Origin of the sequence: Yinghuangia sp. YIM S09857 (assembly GCF_051388915.1) — a bacterium.
Taxonomy (GTDB): Bacteria; Actinomycetota; Actinomycetes; order Streptomycetales; family Streptomycetaceae; genus Yinghuangia.
In genome coordinates this window covers 506761-529129 of the sequence record NZ_JBPKBH010000006.1, presented here as the reverse complement: position 1 = coordinate 529129, position 22369 = coordinate 506761, and the positions used below count along the sequence as shown (strand labels likewise).

Annotated in this window: 20 protein-coding genes and 1 pseudogene; 13 read left to right on the top strand and 8 right to left on the bottom strand. The window is 72.5% G+C overall.

Features of this window, described 5'->3' with window-relative positions; translation table 11 throughout:
- Positions 1–46 precede the first annotated feature (46 nt).
- The 3 genes and pseudogenes from ACRX5S_RS16265 to ACRX5S_RS16255 form a co-directional block, all read left to right on the top strand.
- Positions 47–505, top strand: a complete 459-nt coding sequence (locus ACRX5S_RS16265) for a RidA family protein (protein ID WP_436773625.1) — start codon at positions 47–49, stop codon at positions 503–505.
- 68 nt (positions 506–573) lie between these two features.
- Positions 574–1677, top strand: a complete 1104-nt coding sequence (locus tag ACRX5S_RS16260) for an alkene reductase (RefSeq protein ID WP_436773624.1) — start codon at positions 574–576, stop codon at positions 1675–1677.
- A 144-nt stretch (positions 1678–1821) separates the two neighbouring features.
- Positions 1822–2232: pseudogene (locus ACRX5S_RS16255) on the top strand (ATP-binding protein); the annotation flags it as partial.
- A gap of 449 nt (positions 2233–2681) precedes the next feature.
- Here ACRX5S_RS16255 and ACRX5S_RS16250 read toward each other — a convergent pair.
- Positions 2682–2852 carry a hypothetical protein gene (locus tag ACRX5S_RS16250; protein ID WP_436773654.1) on the bottom strand — a complete coding sequence of 57 codons (171 nt, stop codon included), beginning with the start codon at positions 2850–2852 and terminating at the stop codon, positions 2682–2684.
- Between the two features lie 1001 nt (positions 2853–3853).
- Between ACRX5S_RS16250 and ACRX5S_RS16245 the strand changes: the two genes are divergently transcribed.
- The 6 genes from ACRX5S_RS16245 (at position 3854) to ACRX5S_RS16220 (ending at position 10063) form a co-directional block, all read left to right on the top strand.
- Positions 3854–5014 (top strand): helix-turn-helix domain-containing protein, encoded by a 1161-nt coding sequence (locus ACRX5S_RS16245; RefSeq protein WP_436773623.1) that lies wholly within the window; start codon positions 3854–3856, stop codon positions 5012–5014.
- A 365-nt stretch (positions 5015–5379) separates the two neighbouring features.
- Positions 5380–6795, top strand: coding sequence for a serine hydrolase domain-containing protein (locus ACRX5S_RS16240; protein WP_436773622.1), 1416 nt, complete (start codon positions 5380–5382; stop codon positions 6793–6795).
- Between the two features lie 41 nt (positions 6796–6836).
- Positions 6837–8060: a beta-ketoacyl-[acyl-carrier-protein] synthase family protein gene (locus ACRX5S_RS16235; protein ID WP_436773621.1), complete on the top strand. Its 1224-nt coding sequence runs from the start codon at positions 6837–6839 to the stop codon at positions 8058–8060.
- Positions 8061–8182: 122 nt separating this feature from the next.
- Positions 8183–8425, top strand: coding sequence for an acyl carrier protein (locus ACRX5S_RS16230; RefSeq protein WP_436773620.1), 243 nt, complete (start codon positions 8183–8185; stop codon positions 8423–8425).
- Between the two features lie 124 nt (positions 8426–8549).
- Positions 8550–9581, top strand: a complete 1032-nt coding sequence (locus tag ACRX5S_RS16225) for an NADP-dependent oxidoreductase (RefSeq protein WP_436773619.1) — start codon at positions 8550–8552, stop codon at positions 9579–9581.
- Positions 9582–9685: 104 nt separating this feature from the next.
- Complete coding sequence (locus tag ACRX5S_RS16220) at positions 9686–10063, top strand: antibiotic biosynthesis monooxygenase (protein WP_436773618.1); 378 nt, start codon at positions 9686–9688, stop codon at positions 10061–10063.
- A 336-nt stretch (positions 10064–10399) separates the two neighbouring features.
- Here the strand turns inward: ACRX5S_RS16220 and ACRX5S_RS16215 are convergent, their stop codons facing one another.
- Positions 10400–11197 (bottom strand): SDR family NAD(P)-dependent oxidoreductase, encoded by a 798-nt coding sequence (locus ACRX5S_RS16215; protein WP_436773617.1) that lies wholly within the window; start codon positions 11195–11197, stop codon positions 10400–10402.
- 143 nt (positions 11198–11340) lie between these two features.
- Between ACRX5S_RS16215 and ACRX5S_RS16210 the strand changes: the two genes are divergently transcribed.
- From ACRX5S_RS16210 to ACRX5S_RS16200, 3 genes are all read left to right on the top strand, one after another.
- Positions 11341–12396, top strand: a complete 1056-nt coding sequence (locus ACRX5S_RS16210; RefSeq protein ID WP_436773616.1) for a hypothetical protein — start codon at positions 11341–11343, stop codon at positions 12394–12396.
- A 69-nt stretch (positions 12397–12465) separates the two neighbouring features.
- Positions 12466–13005 carry a UGSC family (seleno)protein gene (locus tag ACRX5S_RS16205; protein ID WP_436773615.1) on the top strand — a complete coding sequence of 180 codons (540 nt, stop codon included), beginning with the start codon at positions 12466–12468 and terminating at the stop codon, positions 13003–13005.
- Positions 13002–13286: a hypothetical protein gene (locus ACRX5S_RS16200; RefSeq protein WP_436773614.1), complete on the top strand. Its 285-nt coding sequence runs from the start codon at positions 13002–13004 to the stop codon at positions 13284–13286. The genes ACRX5S_RS16205 and ACRX5S_RS16200 overlap by 4 nt, the downstream gene beginning before the upstream one ends.
- 121 nt (positions 13287–13407) lie before the next feature.
- Here the strand turns inward: ACRX5S_RS16200 and ACRX5S_RS16195 are convergent, their stop codons facing one another.
- Entirely contained in the window at positions 13408–14880 is a 1473-nt protein-coding gene (locus ACRX5S_RS16195; protein WP_436773613.1) for a hypothetical protein, read from the bottom strand.
- 271 nt (positions 14881–15151) lie between these two features.
- Here ACRX5S_RS16195 and ACRX5S_RS16190 point away from each other — a divergent pair, with 271 nt between their 5' ends.
- Positions 15152–15316 (top strand): hypothetical protein, encoded by a 165-nt coding sequence (locus tag ACRX5S_RS16190; RefSeq protein ID WP_436773612.1) that lies wholly within the window; start codon positions 15152–15154, stop codon positions 15314–15316.
- A gap of 153 nt (positions 15317–15469) precedes the next feature.
- On the opposite strand, the gene ACRX5S_RS16185 is transcribed toward ACRX5S_RS16190, so the two are convergent.
- From ACRX5S_RS16185 to ACRX5S_RS16165, 5 genes are all read right to left on the bottom strand, one after another.
- On the bottom strand, positions 15470–17248 hold the full coding sequence (locus tag ACRX5S_RS16185; RefSeq protein ID WP_436773611.1) for a bifunctional metallophosphatase/5'-nucleotidase: 1779 nt from the start codon (positions 17246–17248) through the stop codon (positions 15470–15472).
- A 213-nt stretch (positions 17249–17461) separates the two neighbouring features.
- Entirely contained in the window at positions 17462–18715 is a 1254-nt protein-coding gene (locus ACRX5S_RS16180; RefSeq protein ID WP_436773610.1) for a CapA family protein, read from the bottom strand.
- A gap of 427 nt (positions 18716–19142) precedes the next feature.
- On the bottom strand, positions 19143–20141 hold the full coding sequence (locus ACRX5S_RS16175) for a sirohydrochlorin chelatase (protein WP_436773609.1): 999 nt from the start codon (positions 20139–20141) through the stop codon (positions 19143–19145).
- A gap of 146 nt (positions 20142–20287) precedes the next feature.
- Entirely contained in the window at positions 20288–20662 is a 375-nt protein-coding gene (locus tag ACRX5S_RS16170) for a nuclear transport factor 2 family protein (protein WP_436773608.1), read from the bottom strand.
- Between the two features lie 52 nt (positions 20663–20714).
- Positions 20715–22369 (bottom strand): hypothetical protein (locus tag ACRX5S_RS16165; protein WP_436773607.1); only part of this gene is annotated, 1655 nt, incomplete at its 5' end.

The following is a 22369-nucleotide window of genomic DNA, read 5'->3' as shown; positions in this document are numbered from 1 at the left end:
AATAAATGCATGCGCATGGAGCTAGGACGAGAAGGGCGGGGTCGAGATGACTGCGTTGGCGACGGCGGACAAGACCGGGCGCGAGTGGGTCTCGGAGGACGGGCGGATCGAGCGCGTGGCCACGGATCCGGACTGGTACGAGCCGTACAAGATCTCGCAGGCGGTACGCGCCGGAGGCTTCGTGTACGTGTCCGGCCAGGCCGGTTTCACCGCGGACGGCCGGACGGTCGAGGGCGGGTTCCTCGAACAGGGGCGGCAGGCGTTCGCGAACGTGCGGGCGGTGCTGGAGGCGGCCGGCGCGGGATTCGAGGATGTGGTCAAGGTCGGGATCTATGTCCGGAACATGGCCCGGGATCTTCCCGAAGTCATCCAACTACGCGAGGAGTTCCTGGCGAGGCCGTATCCGGCGGACACGCTCGTCGAGGTGTCGTCGCTGGCTCAGCCGGACTGGTTGATCGAGGTGGAGGTCATCGCCCTTGACCGTCGGGGTGAGGCGGGGGGCTGAGCGGGTGGCGGGTGAATCGGCTTGGTAAGTGGTGCTGTTCGAGGCTTGAGAACTGAGAGGGACGCGTGATGAACGACTTTGACGGGCTGCTGGCGCCGGTTTCCGTGGCCGGGCGCGGGTTGGCGAACCGAATCGCGATGGCGCCGATGACGCGTGGGCGGGCGGACGACGCGAGCGGCGTTCCGAGCACGTTGGCGCCGGAGTACTACCGGCAACGGGCCGGGGCCGGGCTGCTGATCACGGAGGGGGCGTACGTCAATCCACTGGCCAAGGGCGGGCCCGGGATCCCCGGCATACATACCGAGGACCAGCGGGCCGGCTGGCGGGCGGTGACGGAAGCCGTGCACGCGGAAGGCGGGACGATCTTCGCGCAACTGTGGCACGTGGGGCGCATGTCGCACCCGCTGGTGCTGCCGAACGGCCAACTCCCGGTGGCTCCTTCGGCGGTTGGCATCGACAACGCGCAGATCTTCACGAAGGAGGGCCTGGTCGATCACGTCACGCCGCGTGCGTTGACGACGACCGAAGTGACGGAGACGGTTCGGGACTTCGCCCGTGCGGCAGAGGTCGCCGTCGCAGCGGGGTTCGACGGGGTCGAGATCCACGGCGCGAACGGCTACCTGGTGCAGCAGTTCCTGGCGGACAACACCAATCGGCGTGGCGACGCGTACGGGGGATCGCTCAACGGGCGCCTGCGCTTCGCGGTCGAGGTGACGGAGGCCGTCACGGCGGCGGTGGGTGCGGAGCGGGTCGGGCTGCGCGTTTCGCCGGGCAACGACGAGAACCAGATCGCGGAGGACGATCCGGCGGAGACGTACGGCGCACTCGTCAAGGCGATCGCACCGCTCGGGCTGGCGTACCTGCATGTGCTCAAGCGCGGGGAGTTCGAGGCGGTCACGGAGATGCGCCGGCGGTGGTCGGGGACGCTCATCGCCAATCACAACGGGCCCGCACCGAGCGCTCCGGAGTTCGGTGCCCGCTTGGTGGACGACGGCGTGGCCGATCTCGTGGCGTTCGGACGGCTGTTCATCACCAATCCGGACCTGCCCGCGCGGCTACGTACCGGAACTCCCCTGGCGGCGGCTGCAACTGCGAACGTCTACGGGGGTGGGGCCGAGGGATACGTCGACTATCCGGCGGCGGATGACCGGCTTCTGGCCGCGGGGAGTTGAGGGATGGGGCGAGTACGAGTGGGACGAGCGGGATGTAGTCCGCGGTGGGCGAGCCTCGGATCGGGTGGTGTGGTGCGGGGAGCCGAAGAGCCCCGGCGGAGGCGTGGACGTAGGGGGTTAACCAGGGACAGATAGGCTCCAGGAATGCTTTTCGGACGCGGTGGCGAGCTGGCCGTGCTTGCGCGGGTGATCGAGGACGCGCGGGACGGGCGGGGCTCGGCGCTGGTTGTCGGCGGGCCGCCGGGGATCGGGAAGACGGCGCTGCTCGGCGAGGCGGCGGCATACGCCGAGGGATTCCGGGTGCTGCGGACGACCGGCATCGAGTCCGAGGCCGGTCTGCCGTTCGCGGCGCTGCATCAGCTCATGGCCCCGGTGCTCGACCGGATCGCGGAGCTGCCGGAGCCTCAGGCGGCGGCTCTGCGCGGAGCGTTCGGCCTTGCCCGGCCCAGCGACGACGCGCGCCTCCTGGTGGGGCTGGGGCTGCTGACGCTGCTCGGCGAACTCGCCGACGTCGAGCCGGTGTTGTGTGTGGTCGACGATGCGCAGTGGCTGGACGTCCCCTCGCTGGCGGCCCTCGGGTTCGCGGCGCGGAGGCTGGGGGCGGAACGGGTCGCGATGGTGTTCGCCGTTCGGGACGAGGAGGTCGCGTCCGTCGCGGGGATCGAGGGTGTGACGGGCAGCGCGGGGGCGGCCGGGGTTGCGGGCGGGCTCGCCGGGGTCCCTGTGCTGTTCCCCGCGCCGCTCGACAGCGAGGCCGCGGCATCGGCGTTGGCCGTACGCTCCCCCGATCTCGCCGCGTCGGTACGCGCGCGCATCCTCGCCGAGTCGTCCGGAAACCCGCTTGCCATCCGGGAGTTGGCGGAAGCGCTGACGGCCGGTCAGCGGGCGGGTACGGCACCCCTCCCCGCCGCGCTCGGCGCGCGGGACGCGGTGGCCCGGACGTTCCGCGGACGACTCGCGGAACTTGCGCCGAACGCAAGGCTGTTGGTCACTGTGGCGGCCGCTCACGGGAGCAGCGAGGTGGGCGTCCTGCTCGCGGCGGCACGCAGTCTGGGCTGCGAACTCGCGGACTTCGACGCGGCGGTGGACGCAGATGTGCTGGTGGTGAGCGGCGAGACGTACGCCTTCCGGCACCCGCTCATCAGGTCGACGGCGTACCAGGACGCGACGCTCACGGAACGGGTGAACGCACACCGGGCCCTGGCGGACGCGCTTGCGGATGCGCCCGGCGCGGAGTCGTCCGCCGACGGGTCGACGCCGGCCGAAGCAGACTTGGGTGACCCGGCGCCCGGCGCCGTCTGGCACCTCGCCCTCGCCGCCACCGGTCCGGACACCGATCTCGCCGCGGCGATGGAGCGTGCGGCCGACCAGGCGTGGGCTCGGGGCGGCGTGACGGCGGGCGCGTACGTGCAGGCGGCTCGCCTGGCACCGGAACGCGCCGAACAGGCAAGGCTTTTGATGCGTGCCGCCCAGGCGGCAATCGTCGGCGGGCAGACCGATCAGGCGGTCGAATATTCGCGCCGGGCCGGTGAATTGACCGACGACCCGGTCACGCGGGGTGCGTTGGCGATGGTCGATGCCACGGCGGAGAACTTCGGCGGTCGACCGCGGCGCGCGGCACGGGTGTTGGCGACGGCCGCGGAAGGGATCGTCGGCGCCGGGGACGCCCGACAGGCGAACGGCTCGGCCGGGTCCGGGATGGCCGCCACGCTCGTGACGATCGCTGCCGGGTACGCGTGGTTCTCGGACGACCGGCAAACGCTCGGCCAGGTGGCGGAGTTGGCAGGCCGGAGTGCACCGGACGCGCCCATCACTGCGGCGATCCGCGGGATGGCGGCGCNCCGGGTACGCGTGGTTCTCGGACGACCGGCAAACGCTCGGCCAGGTGGCGGAGTTGGCAGGCCGGAGTGCACCGGACGCGCCCATCACTGCGGCGATCCGCGGGATGGCGGCGCTGGCCGCGGCCGGGACACAACACGGACCCGTACCCGGGTACGAACCCGAACCCGAGCACGGACCCCAACCCGGGTCCGTACCCGCATCCGGGTACGGACCCGAATCCGAACTCACGCCCGTATCCGAGTCCGAGCCCCGAACCGGGAACCGCAACGTAGGCGCAGACGGCACCGAAACAGCACCGACAGCCAGCCCGGAACCCGCCCTCGGAATCGCGCCGATGGCCTCCCTCGTCGCACACGAACGCGCCCACCCCTCAACGTCGTTGATCGACCGCATGTTCGCCGCGCACGTGGCCCGGATCCTCGGCGACGACGACGCGGTCATCGAGTTGGCGGAGGCAGAGGCCGCGCGCTGCCGGGCGTGGGGCACGGTCGGCGCCCTGCCGGACGTCCTCGCGGCCCTGGCGCGCGGGCAGTTCGCCACCGGCCGGTACCGCGACGCGGAGGCGACGGCGGTGGAGGCGCTCGGCTTCGCGCGTGAGACGCGCCAGACGCACGTACGCGACGATCTGCACCGCATCAGCCTCGGCATCGCCGCCGTCGCGGGCGACGCGGCACGCTGCCGGGCGATCGCCGCCGAGCACGAACGGCTAGCGGACGACCCCGCGTTCGCCCTGCTCAATCTCGGACTCGGCCGCTACGAGGAGGCGTTGACCCGGCTCGCGGCCATCGTGGACGAACCGGCGGGAGGCCGTACGTCTGCCGTACTCGTCATCCCGGACCTCGTCGAGGCGGCCGTGCGGGCCGGCCACCCGGAACGCGGCACACACCACCTCCCCCGGTTCCTGGCGTGGGCGGAGGCAGCGTCGGTCGCGTGGCCCAAGGCGGTGGCGCTCCGCTGCCGTGCGCTCACCGGGTTCGAGTCGGCGGTGCCCGGAGACCAGACAGACGAGTCGATCGAGCACCTGTTCGCCGCCGCGATCGTCGAACACGGGAAGGGCACGCGGCCGTTCGAGTTCGCCCGTACCGAACTCCTGTACGGCGAATGGCTGCGCCGTGCCCGGCGGCGTACGGACGCGCGCACGGTCCTGCGCTCCGCGGAGGCGCGCTTCACGCGGCTCGGGGCGACCACCTGGGCCGAACGGGCGCGCACCGAACTTCGCGCCGCCGGTGAGCGGGGAACACACGCCGCGGCAAACGCCGCCGTGCCCGTCGACGCGCAGACGGCGGCAACAGCCATCGCTCCAGCCGTCCTTGACGCGCTGACCCCGCAGGAGCTCCAGGTCGTACGGCTGGCGGCAGCGGGGGCGAGCAACCAGGACATCGCGGCGCAGTTGTTCCTGAGCCGGAGGACGGTCGAGTACCACCTTTACAAGGCGTACCCGAAGCTCGGCATCGGCTCGCGCCGCGAACTGATGCGGCTGCATTTGGACGCTTAGCGCGGAGGAAGGGAACAAGGGAGCGACCGCGGCGCCGATCACATCAATCCGCCCAGCGCGAACACCCGGCGACAGCGGGGGTCCACGGCCTGCCCACGGCAACATACGCGCGCACAGCCCACGCGAACCAGGCCCACACGGACCAGGCCCACGCGAACCAGGCCCACGCGGACAAAGCGCGCGCCCAGCCGAACCCCGACCGCGCCCGACGCCGTAGCCCCGGCGGCTCCGCAACGCGCCCCCGCCCGCCACCCCGCCACGCCTTCCGACATCACGATTCGTACATGCTCGCATCCGCTCTGTAGTTTTATGTACGTGTGGCATCGCGCCGAACGCCGTCCCCGCCGAAAGGAAGCGCCTCCCAGATGGACTTCGACTACTCCCGCTGGAACGCGCGGTTGCAGGAGCTGTGCCGCCTCCACGGCGTCCCGGGAGCGACACTGGCCGTCGGGACGGGCGGGGAGGTCCACGAGGTCGCGGTCGGAGTGCTCGACAGGGCCACCGGCGCCCCCATGCGGAACGACTCGATGTTCCAGATCGGTTCGATCACCAAGGTCTACACCGCCACGGCGGTCATGCAGTTGGTGGCGCAGGGTGCGGTCGACCTGGACACACGGGTGTGCGACGTGCTGCCCGACTTCCGCGTCGCCGACCCGGAGACCACACGCAACTTGACGGTACGCCACCTCCTCAGCCACACCAGCGGCCTGGAGAACGGCGTTTTCCCGGATGTCGGTTCGGACGACGACTGCCTGGAGCGCTACGTCGCCTCTTGCGCCGACCTGGGCCAACTCCACCCCCTGGGCGCGCTCGGCGCCTACTCCCACGCCGGCTTCCTGATCGCCGGACGCCTCGTGGAACACCTGTCCGGCCGGGTCTGGGAGGCGGCCGTACGCGAACTCCTGCTCGATCCTCTCGGCCTCCACGACACCGTCACCCGCCCCGACTTGGCCGACCCCGCACGCCGCGTACCGGGCCACCGCCTCCCCTCCCCCGGCCACAGCACGCCGGCGCCCGGCACCGCCACAACGGCAGCCACGCCCCCGCCCCCGCCCGCACCCCTGCGCTGGGACACCCCCCGGATCATGGGCCCCGGCAGCGGATTCTGCGCCACAGCGGGCGACATGGTCCGCTTCGCGATGGCACACATGTCCGACTCCACGTCCCCCTCCACGTCCACGGGCGCGCTGCCACCCGGCGCCGCCAAGGCGATGCGCGAACCGCAGGCCCCGATGCCGTGCGCGTGGGGCGGCGGCCACCGGGGCATCGGCTGGCGCCTCTACCCGGGCAAGACGGGCGACGACATCTCCACCTACGGCCACGGCGGCGAGTTGCCCGGCCTCCTCACCTACCTCTACGCCGTCGAAAGCCCGCAACTCGCCATCGCCCTGTGCTCGAACGGCGGCGACAACATGGCGCTGCGCTCGGACGTACGCGACGACCTGGCCGCGCTCGCGGGCGCGACCGTACGCCGGTTCGAGGCCCCGGAGACACCCGCCGACATCGACATCGAGCCCTTTCTCGGCACGTACCGCTGCTCGCCCGCCGAAGCGCGCCTGGAACGCGACGAGTCCGGCATCTGGCTGCGGCCGCGCTTCGTCGGCGGCGGTACGAGCGGCACTCTGATGCCCCGTGAGACGCGGCTCGTCCCGGTCACCGACACGCTGCTCGCGGGCTTCGAGTGCGACGGGCGCTACCCGATCCCGGTGACGCTGCACGTGCTCCCGGACGGGAGCCGCTACATCTACGCCCGCGAACGCACCCTCCGCAAGGTGTCGTGACCCCCGAACTCCCCCGAGAACACCTCTGATTGGAGCCCGCTGTGAAGGTGCGCGACGTGGTGGTCACCGGCATCGGCCTGGTCACCCCGGCCGGGATCGGCGCCGACGCCACCTGGAACGGACTCATGGCCGGGATCCCCACCGCCCGGCGCGACCCCGAACTGGCCGGGCTCCCCACGGACTTCTCCTGCCAGGTCCCCGATTTCGATGCGGCCCGACTGCTGGACGGCATGCTCGCCGCCCGGTTGGAGCGGTTCGCCGCCATGGCCGTCGTCGCCGCGCGCGAGGCGGTGGCGTCGGCCGGGTTGGACCCGGCGACGTGGCAGGGCGACCGCGTCGGAGTCGTCGCGGGTACGGCGACCGCCTCGTTCTCGCCGGTCCAGGACGTGTGCGCGAAGATGGACCGCGGCCAACACCACCTCGTGTCACCGAGGTTCCTGCCGCGCATGATCCCGAACATGTCGGCCGCCGAGATCGGGCTCGACCTCGGCGCCCGCGGGCCGAACCTGGTCACCAGCACCGCGTGCGCGTCCGGCGCGACGGCGATCGGGACGGCGCTGGCGATGCTGCGTGCCGGAATGTGCGACGTGATCATCGCGGGCGGTGCCGAGTCGATGCGCTCGCCGATCCCCTGCGCCGCGTTCGGCCAGATGCGCGCGCTGTCCCGGCGCGGCCACGACCCGGCAGGCGCCTCAAGGCCGTTCGACGCCGACCGCGACGGCTTCGTGCTCGCCGAGGGCGCGGGCATGCTGGTACTCGAACGCGCCGACCACGCCCGGGCGCGCGGCGCGTCCGTCCACGCGGTTCTTGCCGGGTACGGCGCTTCGTGCGACGCCCACCACACCACCGCGCCGCACCCCGAAGGGGAGGGCGCGGCACAGGCGTTGCGGGCCGCCATCGCCGATGCCGGGCTCGCGGCCTCCGACATCGGACACGTGAACGCGCACGGCACCGGGACCAGGCTCAACGACGCGGCCGAATTCCGGGCGCTGAAGGCCGTGTTCGCACGTCCGCCCGTCGTCACGGCGAACAAGGGCGTACTGGGTCACACCATCGGTGCCGCCGGGGCGGTCGAGGCGGCCGCGTCCGTCCTGAGCCTGCGGCACCAGGTCGTGCCGCCCACCGCCAACATCGAACGCCAGGACCCGGACATCGACTTGGACATCGTGGTGAAGGCGCCCCGGAAGGTGCGCATGGGAGCGGTCGCGACGACGTCGTTCGGATTCGGCGGCCAGAACGCCGTCCTCGTCTTCACCACTCCGTGAACCGCGCAGTCGGCCGCCGCGCGCCCAGTCCGCCCGCCCGCCACGCGCCCGCCTCTCGGACGCCCGCCTCCCCCACACCCGTCCCAGGTTCCGCCCACGCCGCCCACCCACCGGAGGAAGCCATGCCCGATTCCACGTACGACACCATCGCCACCGTGCTCACGACCACGCTCGGACGCCCCGCCGAGTCGGTCGCCCCGGACACGGCCCTCGACGACCTCCACCTCGACTCCCTGGCCCTCGTCGAACTGAGCGTGAGCCTGACCGAGCAGCTCGGCGTCCAGATCGCGGGCGTCGACCGCAGCCAGACCCTCGCCGAGTTGAGCGACCAGTTGGACCGCTTGGTCGCCGCGGCCCGCACCTGACGCCCGGGGCCGCCCCCCCCCGGCCCGGGCCCCAGCCCCACACCCGCGCACCCGCGGCCCGCGCACCCGCCCGCAACTCCCGTAGTTCTACGGATTCGCCCCTCCCCGGGCCCCGCCTACCTTCGTGACCGGCAAGAACGAGCGGCCGTACGCCCAGCCCCCGCGCTGGGCACGCGCCGCCCCCGATCAACGGGTCACGAAGCACGAGGAGCCCACGATGAGCAAGGCCGCCCTGTTCCACACCCCCGGCGGGCCCGAGGTCCTGCGCCTGGCCGAGGTCGCCACGCCCGAGCCCGGCCCGGGCGAGGTGCGCGTGCGCGTGAAGGCGGCCGGCGTACAACCGTTCGACGTCGCAGTGGTCGAAGGCTGGGTGCCCGCGTACCTGACCGAGGTCGCCCCACTACCGCGCATCCCCGGCAACGAGTTCGCGGGGGTCGTGGACGCGGTCGGGCCCGGCGTGACGGTCAACCCGCTCGGTGCGGAGATCGCCGTAGGCACCGAGGTCGCCGGCTTCTCGATCCTCAACAGCTACGCCGAGCACACCGTCGTCCCGGTCGAGCACGTCACCGTCAAGCCCGCCGCCATGCCGTGGGACGTCGCGGGCGGGCTGAACTCAGGTGCCCAGACGTCCTCCATCGCCCTGGAAATGCTCGGGGTCGCGGCCGGCGAGACCGTCCTCGTCAACGCCGCGGCGGGCAACGTGGGCACAATCGCCGTGCAGATGGCGCGCGAACTCGGCGCCGTCGTCGTCGGCACGGCCCGCCCGGAGAACCACGCGTACTTGCGCGAACTCGGCGTGATTCCGGTGGCGTACGGCGACGGTACGACCGAACGCCTGCGCGCCGCCGCCCCCGACGGGATCGACGCGCTCATCGACGGCGCGGGCGGGGCCTCACTCGACGCGGCCCTCGAACTCGTGGACCCTGCACGGGTCATCACCCTGGTCGACCACCACCGGGCGGCGGAAGGCGGGATCCGCACCACCGACCCGTCGCTGCGCCACGTGTCCCGTCTCGCGCAGGCCGTCGAGATGTACGAGCGAGGCGTGCTCAAGGTGCACGTGCGCCGAACGTACCCCCTCGCCCGCGCCGCGGACGCCCAGCGCGAGGTCGCGGTCGGGCACGGGCGCGGCAAGGTCGTCCTGCTCGTGCCGTAGCGCGGCCGCGCACGGAACTCCCGGCGCAGACGACGCTCTTCGAACGCCGCCCAATTACGCCCCACGGAGTCCGCGCAACCGAACCTCATCCCCAGGAGAATCGCATGAGCACCGACACCGGCTTCTACTCGATCATCGACTACACCGTCGACGGCCCCGCCACCCAGGCCGAACTGGTCGACGCCTTCGCGGAGATCCAGGTGCAGTGGGTCCGCTTCCACCCCGGCTACCGGTCCGCGAGGTTCCACATCAGCACCGATGGCACTCGCGTCTACAACATCGTGTCGTGGGAAAGCGAGGCCGCCTACCGTGACTTCGTGGCCACCTCGGACACCGACGGCCGCATGGCGGCGATCCAGGGCGTGCTGGACGGCCTGACCGGCACGGCCGAACCGCGCATGACGGGGGCACCGACCTACCGGGTCGTCCGCGAGATCGGGCCGGGGGCGGCGCCCGGAGACGCACCCGCAGCGAACGTGTGACCGCCGCCGGAGCCCCAGCCGCCGAGCCATCGGGCCCGAATCACCGCCGCACAAGCCACACCACAAGCCGCGGCACGAGCCACACCACAAGCCGCGGCACGAGCCACACCACAAGCCGCGGGACAGCCACACCAAAGCCGCAGCAGAAGCCCCGGAACAGGCCGCAGCACGGGCCGCAACGCGTCTCCGTCCGCCCGTACGGGAGCTGACGGGCGGACGGAGACGCGCCCCATGATGGTGTCTCATCCCCCGTGCGGTCACGCCCCCACGGCCGTTCGCGCGCACTCGATCACGCACGCGAATCCGCCCGCCCATCGAACCCCCGTGCCCGCCCACTCACTTCACGTCATAGGCCGGCCGACTCCGCGACAAGAACGCCCCGTTGTCCGACAGCAGGAACTGCCCCGTAGTGTGCGCCGCCAGATCGGACGCCACGAACAGCACCAGCCGGGCCATGTCGTCCGGCTCCGACAGCGCCCCCAGCGGGATCGCCCCCAACAACGCCGTCTGGAACTCGGGGGTCAGCGACGCCGCGACCTGCTCGGTCAGCGTCGTCCCCGGCGCCACCGCGTTGACCCGGATGCGGTGCGGCGCCAGCTCGACGGCGAGAGTCTGCGTCAGGTGGTTCACCGCGGCCTTCGCGGCACCGTACGGCGCGAGCCCGGGCGCGGGCCGCGTCGTCTCCCCCGAGCTCACGTTCACGATGCAGCCGCCCCGGCCGCCCGCGATCATCGCCCGCGCCTCCGCCTGGCACGAGTACGCGGTCGCCATCAGGTTCACGCCGACGACGTCGCGGAGCGCCTGTGGCGTCCAGTCGACGAACGCCGACGTACCGTGTCCGGCCGTCATCCCCACGTTGTTGACGGCGATGTCCAGTCCGCCGAACTCCGCCACCGCCGCCGCGACGGCCCGCGCCACCTGCTCCGGGTCGGTCGCGTCGAACGCGTGCGCGAGCGACCGCACGCCCTCCGCCGCCACCAGCGCGGCCGTCTCATCGGCGGCCTCGCCGCGCAGGTCGCCGACCACCACGTCGGCCCCCGCCCGGGCGAGCCAGATGCACACCGCCCGCCCGATACCCCCGCCGCCTCCGGTGACCAGCGCCGTGCGCCCGCCCAGATCGATGCCCACAGTCACAGGGACTCCTCGCACAGTCGTTCTCCGTCCGACGGCTTCGGTACCGCCGGAGACCCATCAAGTGTTCGACAAATCATCTATGTGATTCGGATTATCGAACACCACCATTGAACCTGACGACTCGTCAGGCTAACTTCTTGCATGTGACAGCCCTCGACACCACCCTCACCATCGCCGACGAGTCCCCCGAAGCCCTGTACGCCTTCCTCGAAGCCCGGGGCTGGGGTGACGGCCTCCCCGTCGTCGCCCCCACCCCGCAGCGCGTCGACGCGATGCTCGCGGCGTACGACGGCGACCCCGACGAGGTCATCGGCACCCTCGCCCCGCGCCTCGGCGAGGCCACGCCGCGCGTCCTCGCGGTCAACGCCGTGATGGCCGGATGCACCCCGCACCTGCTGCCCGTCCTGGTCGCGGCCGTGCGCGGCCTGGTCGCCCCCGAGTTCAACCTGCGCGGCGTCAACTCGACCACACACCCGGTCTCGGCGATGGTCCTCGTGCACGGCGAGGCCGTGGAACGCTGTGGTTTCAACGCCGGAACCGGGACGCTCGGCCCCGGCAACCGCTCCAACGCCACCCTGGGCCGCGCGGTCCGCTTCGTGATGATGCACGTGGCCGGCGGCACCGCGAAGGGCCACGACGGCAGCGGGCTCGGCGACGCCGCTACGCAGGGCCAGCCGTCCAAGTACACGTTCTGCTTCGCGGAGAACAGCGCGGCGAGCCCGTGGCCCGCGTACCCGCGCTCGCTCGGCCTCGACGCGCCCAGCGCCGTGACGGTCGCAGGCATGGAGAATCCGCACAACTTCCACGACATGGAGAGTCGCGAGCCCGCCGGGATCCTGGACAAGGCGGCGACCGTGATGGCGACGTTCGGCACCAACAACGCGGTGGTGTCGGACGCGGAGTACTTCGTCGTGCTGGGCCCCGAGCACGCGGCGACGATCGCGGGCGCGGGGTGGGCGCGGCAGGACGTCCAGTCGTACCTGTTCGAGAAGGCCCGCCGCCCGGCCGGCGACTTCCGCGCACACTTCACCAGCAACCTGTGGCGGCCGTGGATGAAGGCGCTCCGCGACGACGACCTGATGCCGATGACCGACCACCCGGAGAACATCCGCGTGCTGGTGTCCGGTGGTCCCGGCAAGCAGTCGTTCGTGCTGCCGAGTTGGGGGCGCACCCGCAGCGTCACCGTCCCGTTCGCCTGACCGCCTTCGCCGCACCGCCTCCGCACTTCCGCCGCCGTACGTCGGCCGGACCGCAGAAGGGTCCCCGCAATGATCGAGATCTTGTCCCCCGAGGGCAGCGTCGGCACGCCCGCGAAGGAGTTGGCGCCGAGCCCCGAACTCCTGTCCGGCAAGCGCATCGCCGTCCTCGACAACCTCAAGCCGCACGCCGGGTACATCCAGGGCGCGATCGCCCGACTGGTCGCCGAGCGCACCGGCGCCACCGTGACGCTCGAAATCGCCAAGGTCAGCGCCGCGCTGCCCGCCGAACCCGAGGTCGTCGAACGCCTGCTCGCGGAAGCCGACCTGGTCATCACCGGCTCGGCCGACTGCGGCTCGTGCACGTCGTGGAGCGCGCACGACACCGTCGAACTGGAGCAGCTCGGCCTGCCGACCGTGCTGCTCGCCACCGCCGGGTTCACCGAACTCGCCGAGCAGGTCACCGGGTTGTACGGCCTGCCGCAGGCCCGCATCCTCACCGTGCCGGGCCCCCTCGGCGGGTCCTCCGACGCCCGTCTCGACGAGATGGCCGCCGAGGCCGTCGAGCGCACGCTCGAACTGTTCACCGCGAAGGCGGAGGTACGCGCATGACCGCCGAGCACGCCGCCCCGGACGCCGGGACGGCCCCGACCGACGAGGCCGTCACCGCCGCCCTCGCCCCGCTCGCGAACGGCCTGGCGGCGGACGACTACCGCCTCGACATCGCCCGCACCGGCGACTTCGCCGTCGCGCTGACCGTCGTGGCGGGTCCCGAGGCGTGCGCGGACTGCCTCGTCCCGCAGGACATCACGCGGCGCATGGCCGAACAGCGCCTCACCGCGGTGCGGCGCGCCCCCTGGGAGGTCGAGGTGCGCTACCCGGAAGGGCACTGAGCGTCACGCGCCGGGCGGGCGCCCGGAGACCGGGCCGCACGCGGCCGATCCGACCGCGGGCCAGGCGCCCACCGTGCCCGTGACACCCGTGGCCCTGTGCGCCCACACGCCCGCCCCCGCCTCACAGCGTCAACTCGGCCTCGGCCACATGCACATGCCGTCCCACCCACTCGCCCTCGCAGAACGCCGCGACGACCTCCGGGTCTGTCGACGACGCGACGGTGCGCGCGCCGCCCGGGACCGCCACGACCGCGACGGCCTGCTTCGGCCCGTCCGGCCCCTCCACGACCGTGTAGCCGTCGACCGCGCCCAGCCCCCGGTAGTCCCCGACGACCTCGCAGGTCGTCGCGGCCTCCGCGGTGCGCGCGGACAGGTCCTCGCCGTGGAACGGCGTCGCGGGCGGCGTCGCCGACCACACCGCGCCCGCCTGCTTGGTGACCATGCCGGACACACACGTCACGAGCCCGGTGGCCGCCGGGTCGCCGCGCAGCACCTTCGCCATCGCGACCGTCGACTGGAGCACATAGCTGTTGAGCGGCCCGCCCGCGAAGGACATGCCGCCGGTCACCGTCAGGTCCTGTCGGTCGCCCAGCCCGAGTTCGGCCACCTGGATGCGGACGGCGGCGGGGAAGCAGCTGTAGAGGTCGACATACGTCGCGTCCGACGCCGCGACGCCCGTGTACGCCGTGAGCCACGCGGCCACCGCCGCGAACCCCGGTGAGCGGTGCAATTGCGCCCGCGCGACGATCGGCACCATCTGGTTCGACTCCGCCGCGGCCCACGGGAACACCCAGCGGTCCCGCGGCACTCCGTACCGCTCCGCCGCCTCCGCCGAGCACAGGATCAGCCCGGCGCCCTGGTCGACGCCCGCGCGTGAGCAGTGCGTACGCGTGTACGGGCGGGCCATCATCGGGTTGGCGGGCGACGCGGCGGCGATCGCGTCGGCCGCGACCGGCGCGCGGTGCCACGCATCGGGGTTCTCGACCGCGCGGTCCGCGAAGCGCGACCACATCTCGGCGACACGCGCCGCGTGGTCCTCCGGCGACAGGCCCTCGGCGTGCCGCAGCGCGGATTCGAGGATCGCGTACTGCCGCACCGGGACCGGGAGTCCGCGCTCGATCTCGATGCGGTGCAGGATGTCGCCGACCGGGCTCAGCACCTGGTCGGGCGGCGTGTTGGGCAGCGGCTCGGTGAGCGACGGGAGGCCGGTGCCGCGCAGCTTGCGGTCGCGGTAGCCCGCCTCCGCGCCCGTGACGAGCACCACATCGGCGTTGCCGGCCGCGATCAGGGTCTGCGCGTGGGTCAGCAACGTCTGCTGGAGCACACCCAGTTCGGCGACGAGCGTACGCGCGCCCGCGGCCCCGAAGCGGGCCGCGATGCGGCGTCCGGGATCGCCCGGCCCCCACATGCCGCGGGGTACCAGCACGCGGTCCAGCGCCGACAGCAGCTTGCCGCCGGGCCCGGCGTCGTCCGCGGCGGCCTCGGTGGCCGCGGTCATGAGCCCGACGGCGTCGAGCCCGCCGCCGGGCCGGTCGACCCGCTGCTGGACGGCGGCGGCTCCCACGAGAACCGGCGTACGCGGATCCAAGGTCATGGCGGGCTCCTCCCCTGCGCGCCGCGCTGGGGATCGCGGCCGCGCACCAGAGATACATGCACGGATGCAAGGGTTCAAGCTCCGGGGTGACCCTGAGACGGATCACGCGGCCCCTCCTCCTCAAGTCGTACGTATCGCCGCCGAGGCCCACCAGTGGAGGCCCGGCAATCGCCGACCTGCGGGGGACGCCGGTGTCGGGCCCGGCGCATAAATTTGATCTCGTCAGCGCCGCTCCCCCCAGGAACGGTCACCGACCGAAACGAGAAGTGCCATGACGACCGCGACCCAGCCCCGCTCCGCCGCCCCGACGACTGCCGCCGCCCCCGCGTCGCCCTACGCCCACGGCCCACTGCTCGCGATCATCGCGCGCCGCCGTCGGTACGCCAGGTCGGTCGCGACGACGCGCGTCACGGCGGCGCTGCGCCGCGTGGCCTGAGGTCCGGCCTCCACCCCCAGACGCGGCACAACCGCACGTGGCACGTCGTTCGAAGCGAGGGCCCCGCACACCCAGAAGGTGTGCGGGGCCCTTGTCGTGTGCGCTCGTCGTACACGGAGTGCATGGGTGTGCCGGGTGTGCCGGGTGTGCCCGTCAGCCGGTGAAGGTGATCCGGTCCGCGGCCGGGACCGGGAGGGGTGCGCTCGCGGACGAGTGCGCGCCCAGATAGGCGAGCACGGCGTCCAGGTCGGAGCCGCCCACCAGCTTGTCGGTGCCGGTGGCGAGGGCCGGGAAGCCGTCGCCGCCCCCGGCCAGGAACTCGTTGACCGAGACGCGGTACGTCGTCGCCGGATCGATCGGTCGGCCGTGGAGTTTGACGCTGCCGGGCACGATCTTGGCGGCCCCGGTCTGTGCGCGGTCGACGGTGTAGGTGAAGCCCTCCGACACCTGGAGCCAGCGCGGGCCGGCGGCATTGGCGCCGGTGACCTGCTGCGCGAGGACGTCCAGGATCGCCTGTCCGGTCATGGTCTGCGTGACCATCATGTTGGTGAACGGCTGGACGGTGAACGCCTCTGCGTACGTCACGATGCCGTCGCCCTCGGGCCCCTCGTACGCGAAGTCGCTGCGGATGCCGCCCGGGTTCATGAACGCGAGCTGCGCGCCGCCCTTGTCGGGCGCGGCGGTCGCCTCCAGTTGGGCGTCCGCGATCAGGTCGCCCATCGGGCTCTCCGGCGCGGTGGAGCCGCGGCCGTCGATCCGGCCCGCGATCCAGCCGACGTGGCGGTTCGCGACCGGGGCCGCGAGCTTGTTCCACTCGGTGATGACGGACGTCATCGCCGGGTCCTTGGCGACGTCGCGGCGTACGACGTGGTTGGCGCCGGTGACCTTGGTGCGCACGATGTCGCGCGTGCGCTTGTCGTACGTCAGGTTGATCTCGGTGTAGAGGCGGCCGAACGACGCACCGCTGGTCACGAGGCGCGGCTGGCCCTTGGGGTCGGGGATGCTGCACACGTACGACTGGTGCGTGTGGCCGGTGACGACCGCGTCGATCTCGGGGTCGAGGTTCTTGGCGATGTCGACGACGGGGCCGCTGAGGCCGAGCGAACCGCCCGCGTTGCAGTCGTAGTTGTAGACGTTGCCGGCAGGCATGCCGCCTTCGTGCAGCAGCACGACGATCGACTTGATGCCGAGCAGCTTGAGCAGCTTGGCGTAGCGGTTGGCGGTCTCGACCTCGTCCTTGAACCTGAGGCCCTTCACGCCCTCGGCCGTGACGATGTCGGGGGTGCCTTCGAGGGTCATCCCGATGAACGCGACCCAGGCGCCGTTGACGTACTTGATGCTGATCGGCGCCATGATGGGCAGGCCGGTGCGTTCGTCGACGACGTTGGCGGCGAGGTACTCGAAGTCGGCGCCGCCGAACCGGGAACCGGGCTTGTAGCAGCCCTCCGTGGGGTGGCAGCCGCCGTTCTGCATGCGCAGCAGTTCGGCGCGGCCCTCGTCGAACTCGTGGTTGCCGACCGAACTGACGTCCAGGCCGAGGCCGTTGAGGGCCTCGATGGTGGGCTCGTCGTGGAACAGGCCGGAGAGCAGGGGGCTGGCGCCGATCATGTCCCCGGCCGCGACGGTGAGCGAGTTGGGGTTCTTGGCGCGGGCCGCCTTGAGCTGGGTCGCGAGGTATTCGACGCCGCCGGCGGGGGTGCTCTTGGGGGCGCCGTCCGGGCCGATCTCCGTGATGTTGCCCGAACTTCCCTGCGGTGGTTCGAGATTGCCGTGCAGGTCGTTGACCGCCAGCAGTTGGAGGTCCATCGTGCGGGACGGTCCGCCGCGGTCGGCCGCGGCCGGTGCCGCGGTGGTCAGGCCGCCGATGAGGCTCGCGGCGGCCACGGTGGCCACGGCGAGCCATCCGCGGTGCCGGCGCCGGGGAACGGTCATTTTCCCCTCCTGGGAATAGTCCTGGGGATTCCTCGGGATTTCCTGGGTGCGGGAGCGCTGTGCCTGGGCGTGTGCCGGAGGTATGGGCAGGAGTACGGCGGGAACGCGCGTAGATACGGCGCACGACCTTAGGGTCCGGGCGCGTTTGTTCCAAGAGGCCCGAAGTAAATCCGGGGTAAGTGGGGACGGACGCGGCTTGCGCCCGCCGTCCGTTCAGCGACCGTCGGCGGACTCCCGCAGTCCGTCCGCCGCCGCGCCCTCCGACAGCACTGCGGCCCGGATCGACTCCAGAGGCGCCTGGTACGCCGCGGCCCGCGGCGAGCCCGCGGCGATCTCGGCATTGATGTTGACGATCCGGAACGGCGGGCCCGGATCGCTGAACTGCGGCAGGAACTCGGCCTGGTCGACCGTCCAGCCGCCGTCCGCGCCGCGCGCGAAGGTGAAGCGGGCGATCGAGCTGTAGTTGCCGGCCAGTTTGTCCTGGCCGGGGAAGTTGGCCATCTGGTCGCCCATCCCGTAGACCACCCACGTGCCGTTGACCTTGGCGTACGGCTGCGGGACGTGGTTGTGGGTGCCGAGGATCAGGTCGATGTCCTTGCGTCCGCCGTCGGTCGAGGCGGTCAACTCGCGGGCCCAGGCGAGCTGGTCGGCGTCCGGCTCACGCTGCCACTCGGTGCCCCAGTGCATGCTGAGGACGACGACGTCGGCACCGGCTCGGCGGGCCGCGCGCGACTCCTCGACGATGCGCGAGACGTCCACCACGTTGACCGCCCAGGGCTTGCCGTCCGGCAGCGGAATGCCGTTGGTCGCGTACGTCCACGACAGGTGCGCGACCTTGACGCCCTTGACGTCGAGGATCGTCGGCGCGGCCGCCTCCTCCGCCGTGCGGGCGGAGCCCGCGTGCCGGACGCCGGCGGAGTCGAGTTCGCCGAGCGTGCGTTCGATGCCGGAGAAGCCGTCGTCGAGGGTGTGGTTGGACGCGGTGGAGCAACCGTCGTAGCCGGTGTCGGCGAGCGTGCGGGCGATCTGCGGCGGGGCCTTGAACAGCGGGTAGCCGGTGAACGGGCCGTCGGGCTTGCCGTACACGGTCTCCATGTGGCAGATCGAGACGTCGGCGTCGCGGACGACGGGGAGGACGCCGGCGTAGATCTTGTGGAAGTCGTAGCCGTTGCCGCCGGCGTCCGTCTGGGCCTGCTGCATGATCGACGGGTAGGCGAGCACGTCGCCGGTCGCCACCAGGGTGAAGCGCTGGATGCCGGGCTGGGCGCCGGGGGATGCGCCGGGGGCCGGTGCCCCGGGGGCGGCCCGGTGGGCGGCGTCGTCGGGGCCCTGGGAGGCCCGTGCGGCCGCGGCGCCGTCGCGCTGGACGTCGCCCGCGCCCCCGGAGGAGCACGCCGCGAGCGCCGCCGCGCACCCCGTCGCGACGAGTGCGGCGCGGGCATGCGATCGGAAGAGGTCGATTCTCATGGCTGATCGTTCTCCTGCCCGGCGGAAGTGTCCGGAAGGCGATGACGATCCGGACAATGCAGTTCTTTTGCGCTCTTTCCTGAACGCAACATCCCATGGGCAAATGGCGTCGACGAGCCCCGGCACGCCGTACGGGGAGTGATCGCACCGCAGACAACCCGGTCAGACGATGAGGCGAGGCGTGGGCGGTGGGGCGACGGTCGGTGCGCGGGACCGTGCGGGCAGGCGGGTGTCGGCATGGTGGAAGGCGCGAGCCGGGCGTGCACGTGCGGCCGTACGGAATGGCGGTCGCACGCGGCGGACGCGTAGTGGCAGGTGTATCCCCGCGCCTGGTCGGGCAAGGCGGGTGGGCGTTGTCCGGTGGGCATGCGAGAGGGCGGGACTCCCCCGAGTCCCGCCCTCTCGCGGATTCCGCCTCCCGCTCCGGTCAGTCGCGGATTCCGGCCGCGTCCAGGTAGGCGCGGAGCACCAGTTGCGCTATCGCGCCGTGCGCGCCCAGCGGTTCGGCGGCGGTGCAGCCCGCCTCCTCCGCCGCCGCCTCGACGACGCCGGGTTCGAGGTCGGGGCCGAGCACGTACGGTGCCAGCGCCAGGCGTTCGGCGCCCATCTGCCGCAGTCCCGCGGCCGCCCGCGCCACCGACCCCGGCACGTCGAGGTCCGCCGTGACGACCGGCAGCGCCAGCCGGGCCGCCAGCAGCACGCCGGTCATGTCGGCGGACTGCAACGCCTCCGCGCCGCCGGTGGTGGCGAGCACGATGCCGTCCGCGGCCGTCACGACGGTGAACAGCCGCGCCCGGTCGGCGCGGGCGAGCCCGGCCTCGGAGAGGCGTTCGTGCAGCGCCTCGGCCAGCAGCGGGTGCGGGCCGAGCGGTTCGGTCACCAACAGGTCGCGGCCGGACGCCTCGACGGTCTCGCGCACCCGCGCCTCGATCTCCGGGTGCGGCCCGATCAGCAGCGGGACGACCACGGCGGGGCCGGCGGCCGCCTGCGCGTCCTCCGCGGCCTTGGCGGCCACGTCGGCGGTCTCGTACCCGGCCTGCCCGTCCTCGGCCGCCTCCGGGGCCTCTCCGGCCTCCGGTGCCCCCACCACGGCGTCCGGGTCCGAGCCGTCGGACCCTGCGGCGACACTGCCCGGAGCCGGTCCCAGGACCGGCGTGAGGTCGGTCGCGCCCTCGCCGAGCAGCGCGGGGCGGATGTCCAGACCGGGGCGGCCGGCTCTGGCGAGCAGGGCGACCTCGCGCACCACTTCGTCGAGCGCCGGGTTGGCGGGGCCGGGGACGGCCAGCACGAGCGGCGGCGCGCCCTGCGGGATCTCCGGTGCCTCTGGTCTGCGGTGGCGCCCGCCAGGTCGGCCGGTGGGTACGCGGGTGGGCAAACCCTGGTTGCGGGTAGGCAGAGGAGAGGCTGCATCAGGGGAAGTGCTCATGCAGCGGGATGCTATTGATTCGCTTGTACGACATCACCTCCCCAGCGCAATCGTTATCCGCCTTGCGGAGCAAATCAGGCCGAACACGGCGACGGGCCGCAACCGTTCCGGTCACCGCCCGTCGCCGAAACGTTTCGCACAGGTCCTCAGAGCTCGGCGGCCGCTTCCAGGTCCGGGACGGCGATCATCTCGGTGACCAGAAGATCCTCGTCGAACCGCAGCATCTCGGTCGCGTAGACGGCCACCCGGTTGTCCCCGATGGTCAGTTCGAGCTTGAACTGGAAGGCGGCGTGGTCGCCGGACACCGTGACCGGGCCGAGCAGCGTGCAGGTGGGCTTGAGCGGGACCACCGACGCGTAGAACGCCCGCACCGCGTCGCGCCCGACCTTGGGCTCGGTGCCGACGGGGTCGTGGACGGTGGGTTCGGCGGCGTAGGCGGCCATGATGCCGTCCAGATCCCCGCCGGACAGCTGGGCGAGGAGGTTTTCGGCGGCGGCGACCTTCTTGGCGCGATCGGACATGCGGAGCCCCTACGGGTGCGTACGGACAAGACGATCCGTCACCCTAAGTGGGTTACTTGACATCGACAAGGGTCATGGCGGCCGCCGTGGCGAGCAGCTCCTCGGTGGTCCCGGTGAAGTCCGGGAGCAGGCGCATCGCGACGACGCGCGCCTCGGTCGACGCCCCCAGGTGGCGGCCGACCAGTTCGCGCAGGTGGTCGTGGTAGCGCAGCGAGCCGGGGGCTGCGGCGGTCAGCTCGGTGAGGCAGCCATACGTGTTGAGCGCCCGTGCCGCCGGGGCGACCCCGCCGAACAGGTAGTCGGGTGGCATCGCGCTGCCGCGCCGGGCAGGTTCGGCGACCGTGTAGCCGTTGCCGGTCCACTCGCGCGGCACGACGACGTCGGGGCCGGTGGGCCAGCGTCCCGCCCCCGCCGCCGCGGAGTCGCCGGACCACTCGACGACTTCGGGGACGACGCGGTCGGGGCAGCCGGGGCTGTTCGCGAGCAGCCCCCATGCGGCGCCGGACAGCGGGCCGGTGCGCTCGGCGCGCGCGACGGCGGGCCAGTCGACCCACGGCGACTCGATCAGCGGCCACAACTGCGTGGGAGTCGGTCGGCGCAGCCGCTTGACGAGGGTGCGCGGCCCGGCCTTGGCGGCGATCTCGGCGCGCAGCGCCTCGTGGCCGTCCTCGCGGGCGAACAACTCGGCGAAGTGCTGCTTGTCGCGCGGCGCCACCGGCAGTTCGCGGACGAGGCGGGCGGCCTCCTCCGTACCGTGCCGCCGCCACACGCCCTCGACGGCGACGAGCAACATCGACCGGTAGCGCGGCATGCGGAACGGAGCGGGTGCGCCGCTCTGTTCGTACGTGTAGGGGCGGTAGAGCGCGGCCAGCGCGTCGTAGCCCTCGCGCTCCCAGGTCCGCAGGCACTCCTGCGGCGAACTGGACGTGTGGTCGCGGCGCAGCAGCGCGGCGCGTACCAGCAGCGGGTCACCCGACCAGAGCGCGGGCAGCCGCATCGAGCGGCTGGTGTTGTCGCGCACGCGGGCGACGACCGAGGAATGCAGCGGTACGCGGTCCGCCGCGGCCATGATGCGGGCGCGTACGGCGACCGAGGTGTGCGCATTGAGGTACACCGCGGCGTTGAGGTCCGAGTCGTCCAACTCCACGAGTGCGGCGGCCAGATCGGGGCGGCTCCAGCGGGCCTTCGCCAACGTCAGCCGCTCGCGCGGCGGCGCCATGGCGACGACCCAGGCCAGCGTCTCGGCGGGCAGCGGCGCGCCGAAACGGGCGAGGTCGACGACAGTCCGCCGATCCAGATGCGGCACGAGGGCGGCGAGGGTCCCGGAGTCGAGCAGCATCAGCAACTGCCGTATCTCGATGCGGATTCCGCGCGGAGCGGACGGCACGCGCGGCACCGCACGATCCCCGGCCGCCTTGGCCGCGTGCTCCACCAGCTCGGGCAACAGCCCTTGGAACGAGACAAGTTCACGCTGAAGGCAGGCCCACGCGGCGGGGTCGGCGCCGAGGCGGGTGCGGATCAACTCGGCGAGCCCGCGCGTGCCGTCGAGGTACGCCCAGGCATGCCGGGGCGCGAGGCCGCGCAGCAATCGGAGAACACCGCGGGCGGGCCCGGCCCCTTCGATCAGACACGCGACATGTGCGCCGGTGAGACGCCAGTTGCGGATCGTGGGCATCGACCCCGGAAAGTGGTAGACGACCGTGCGGG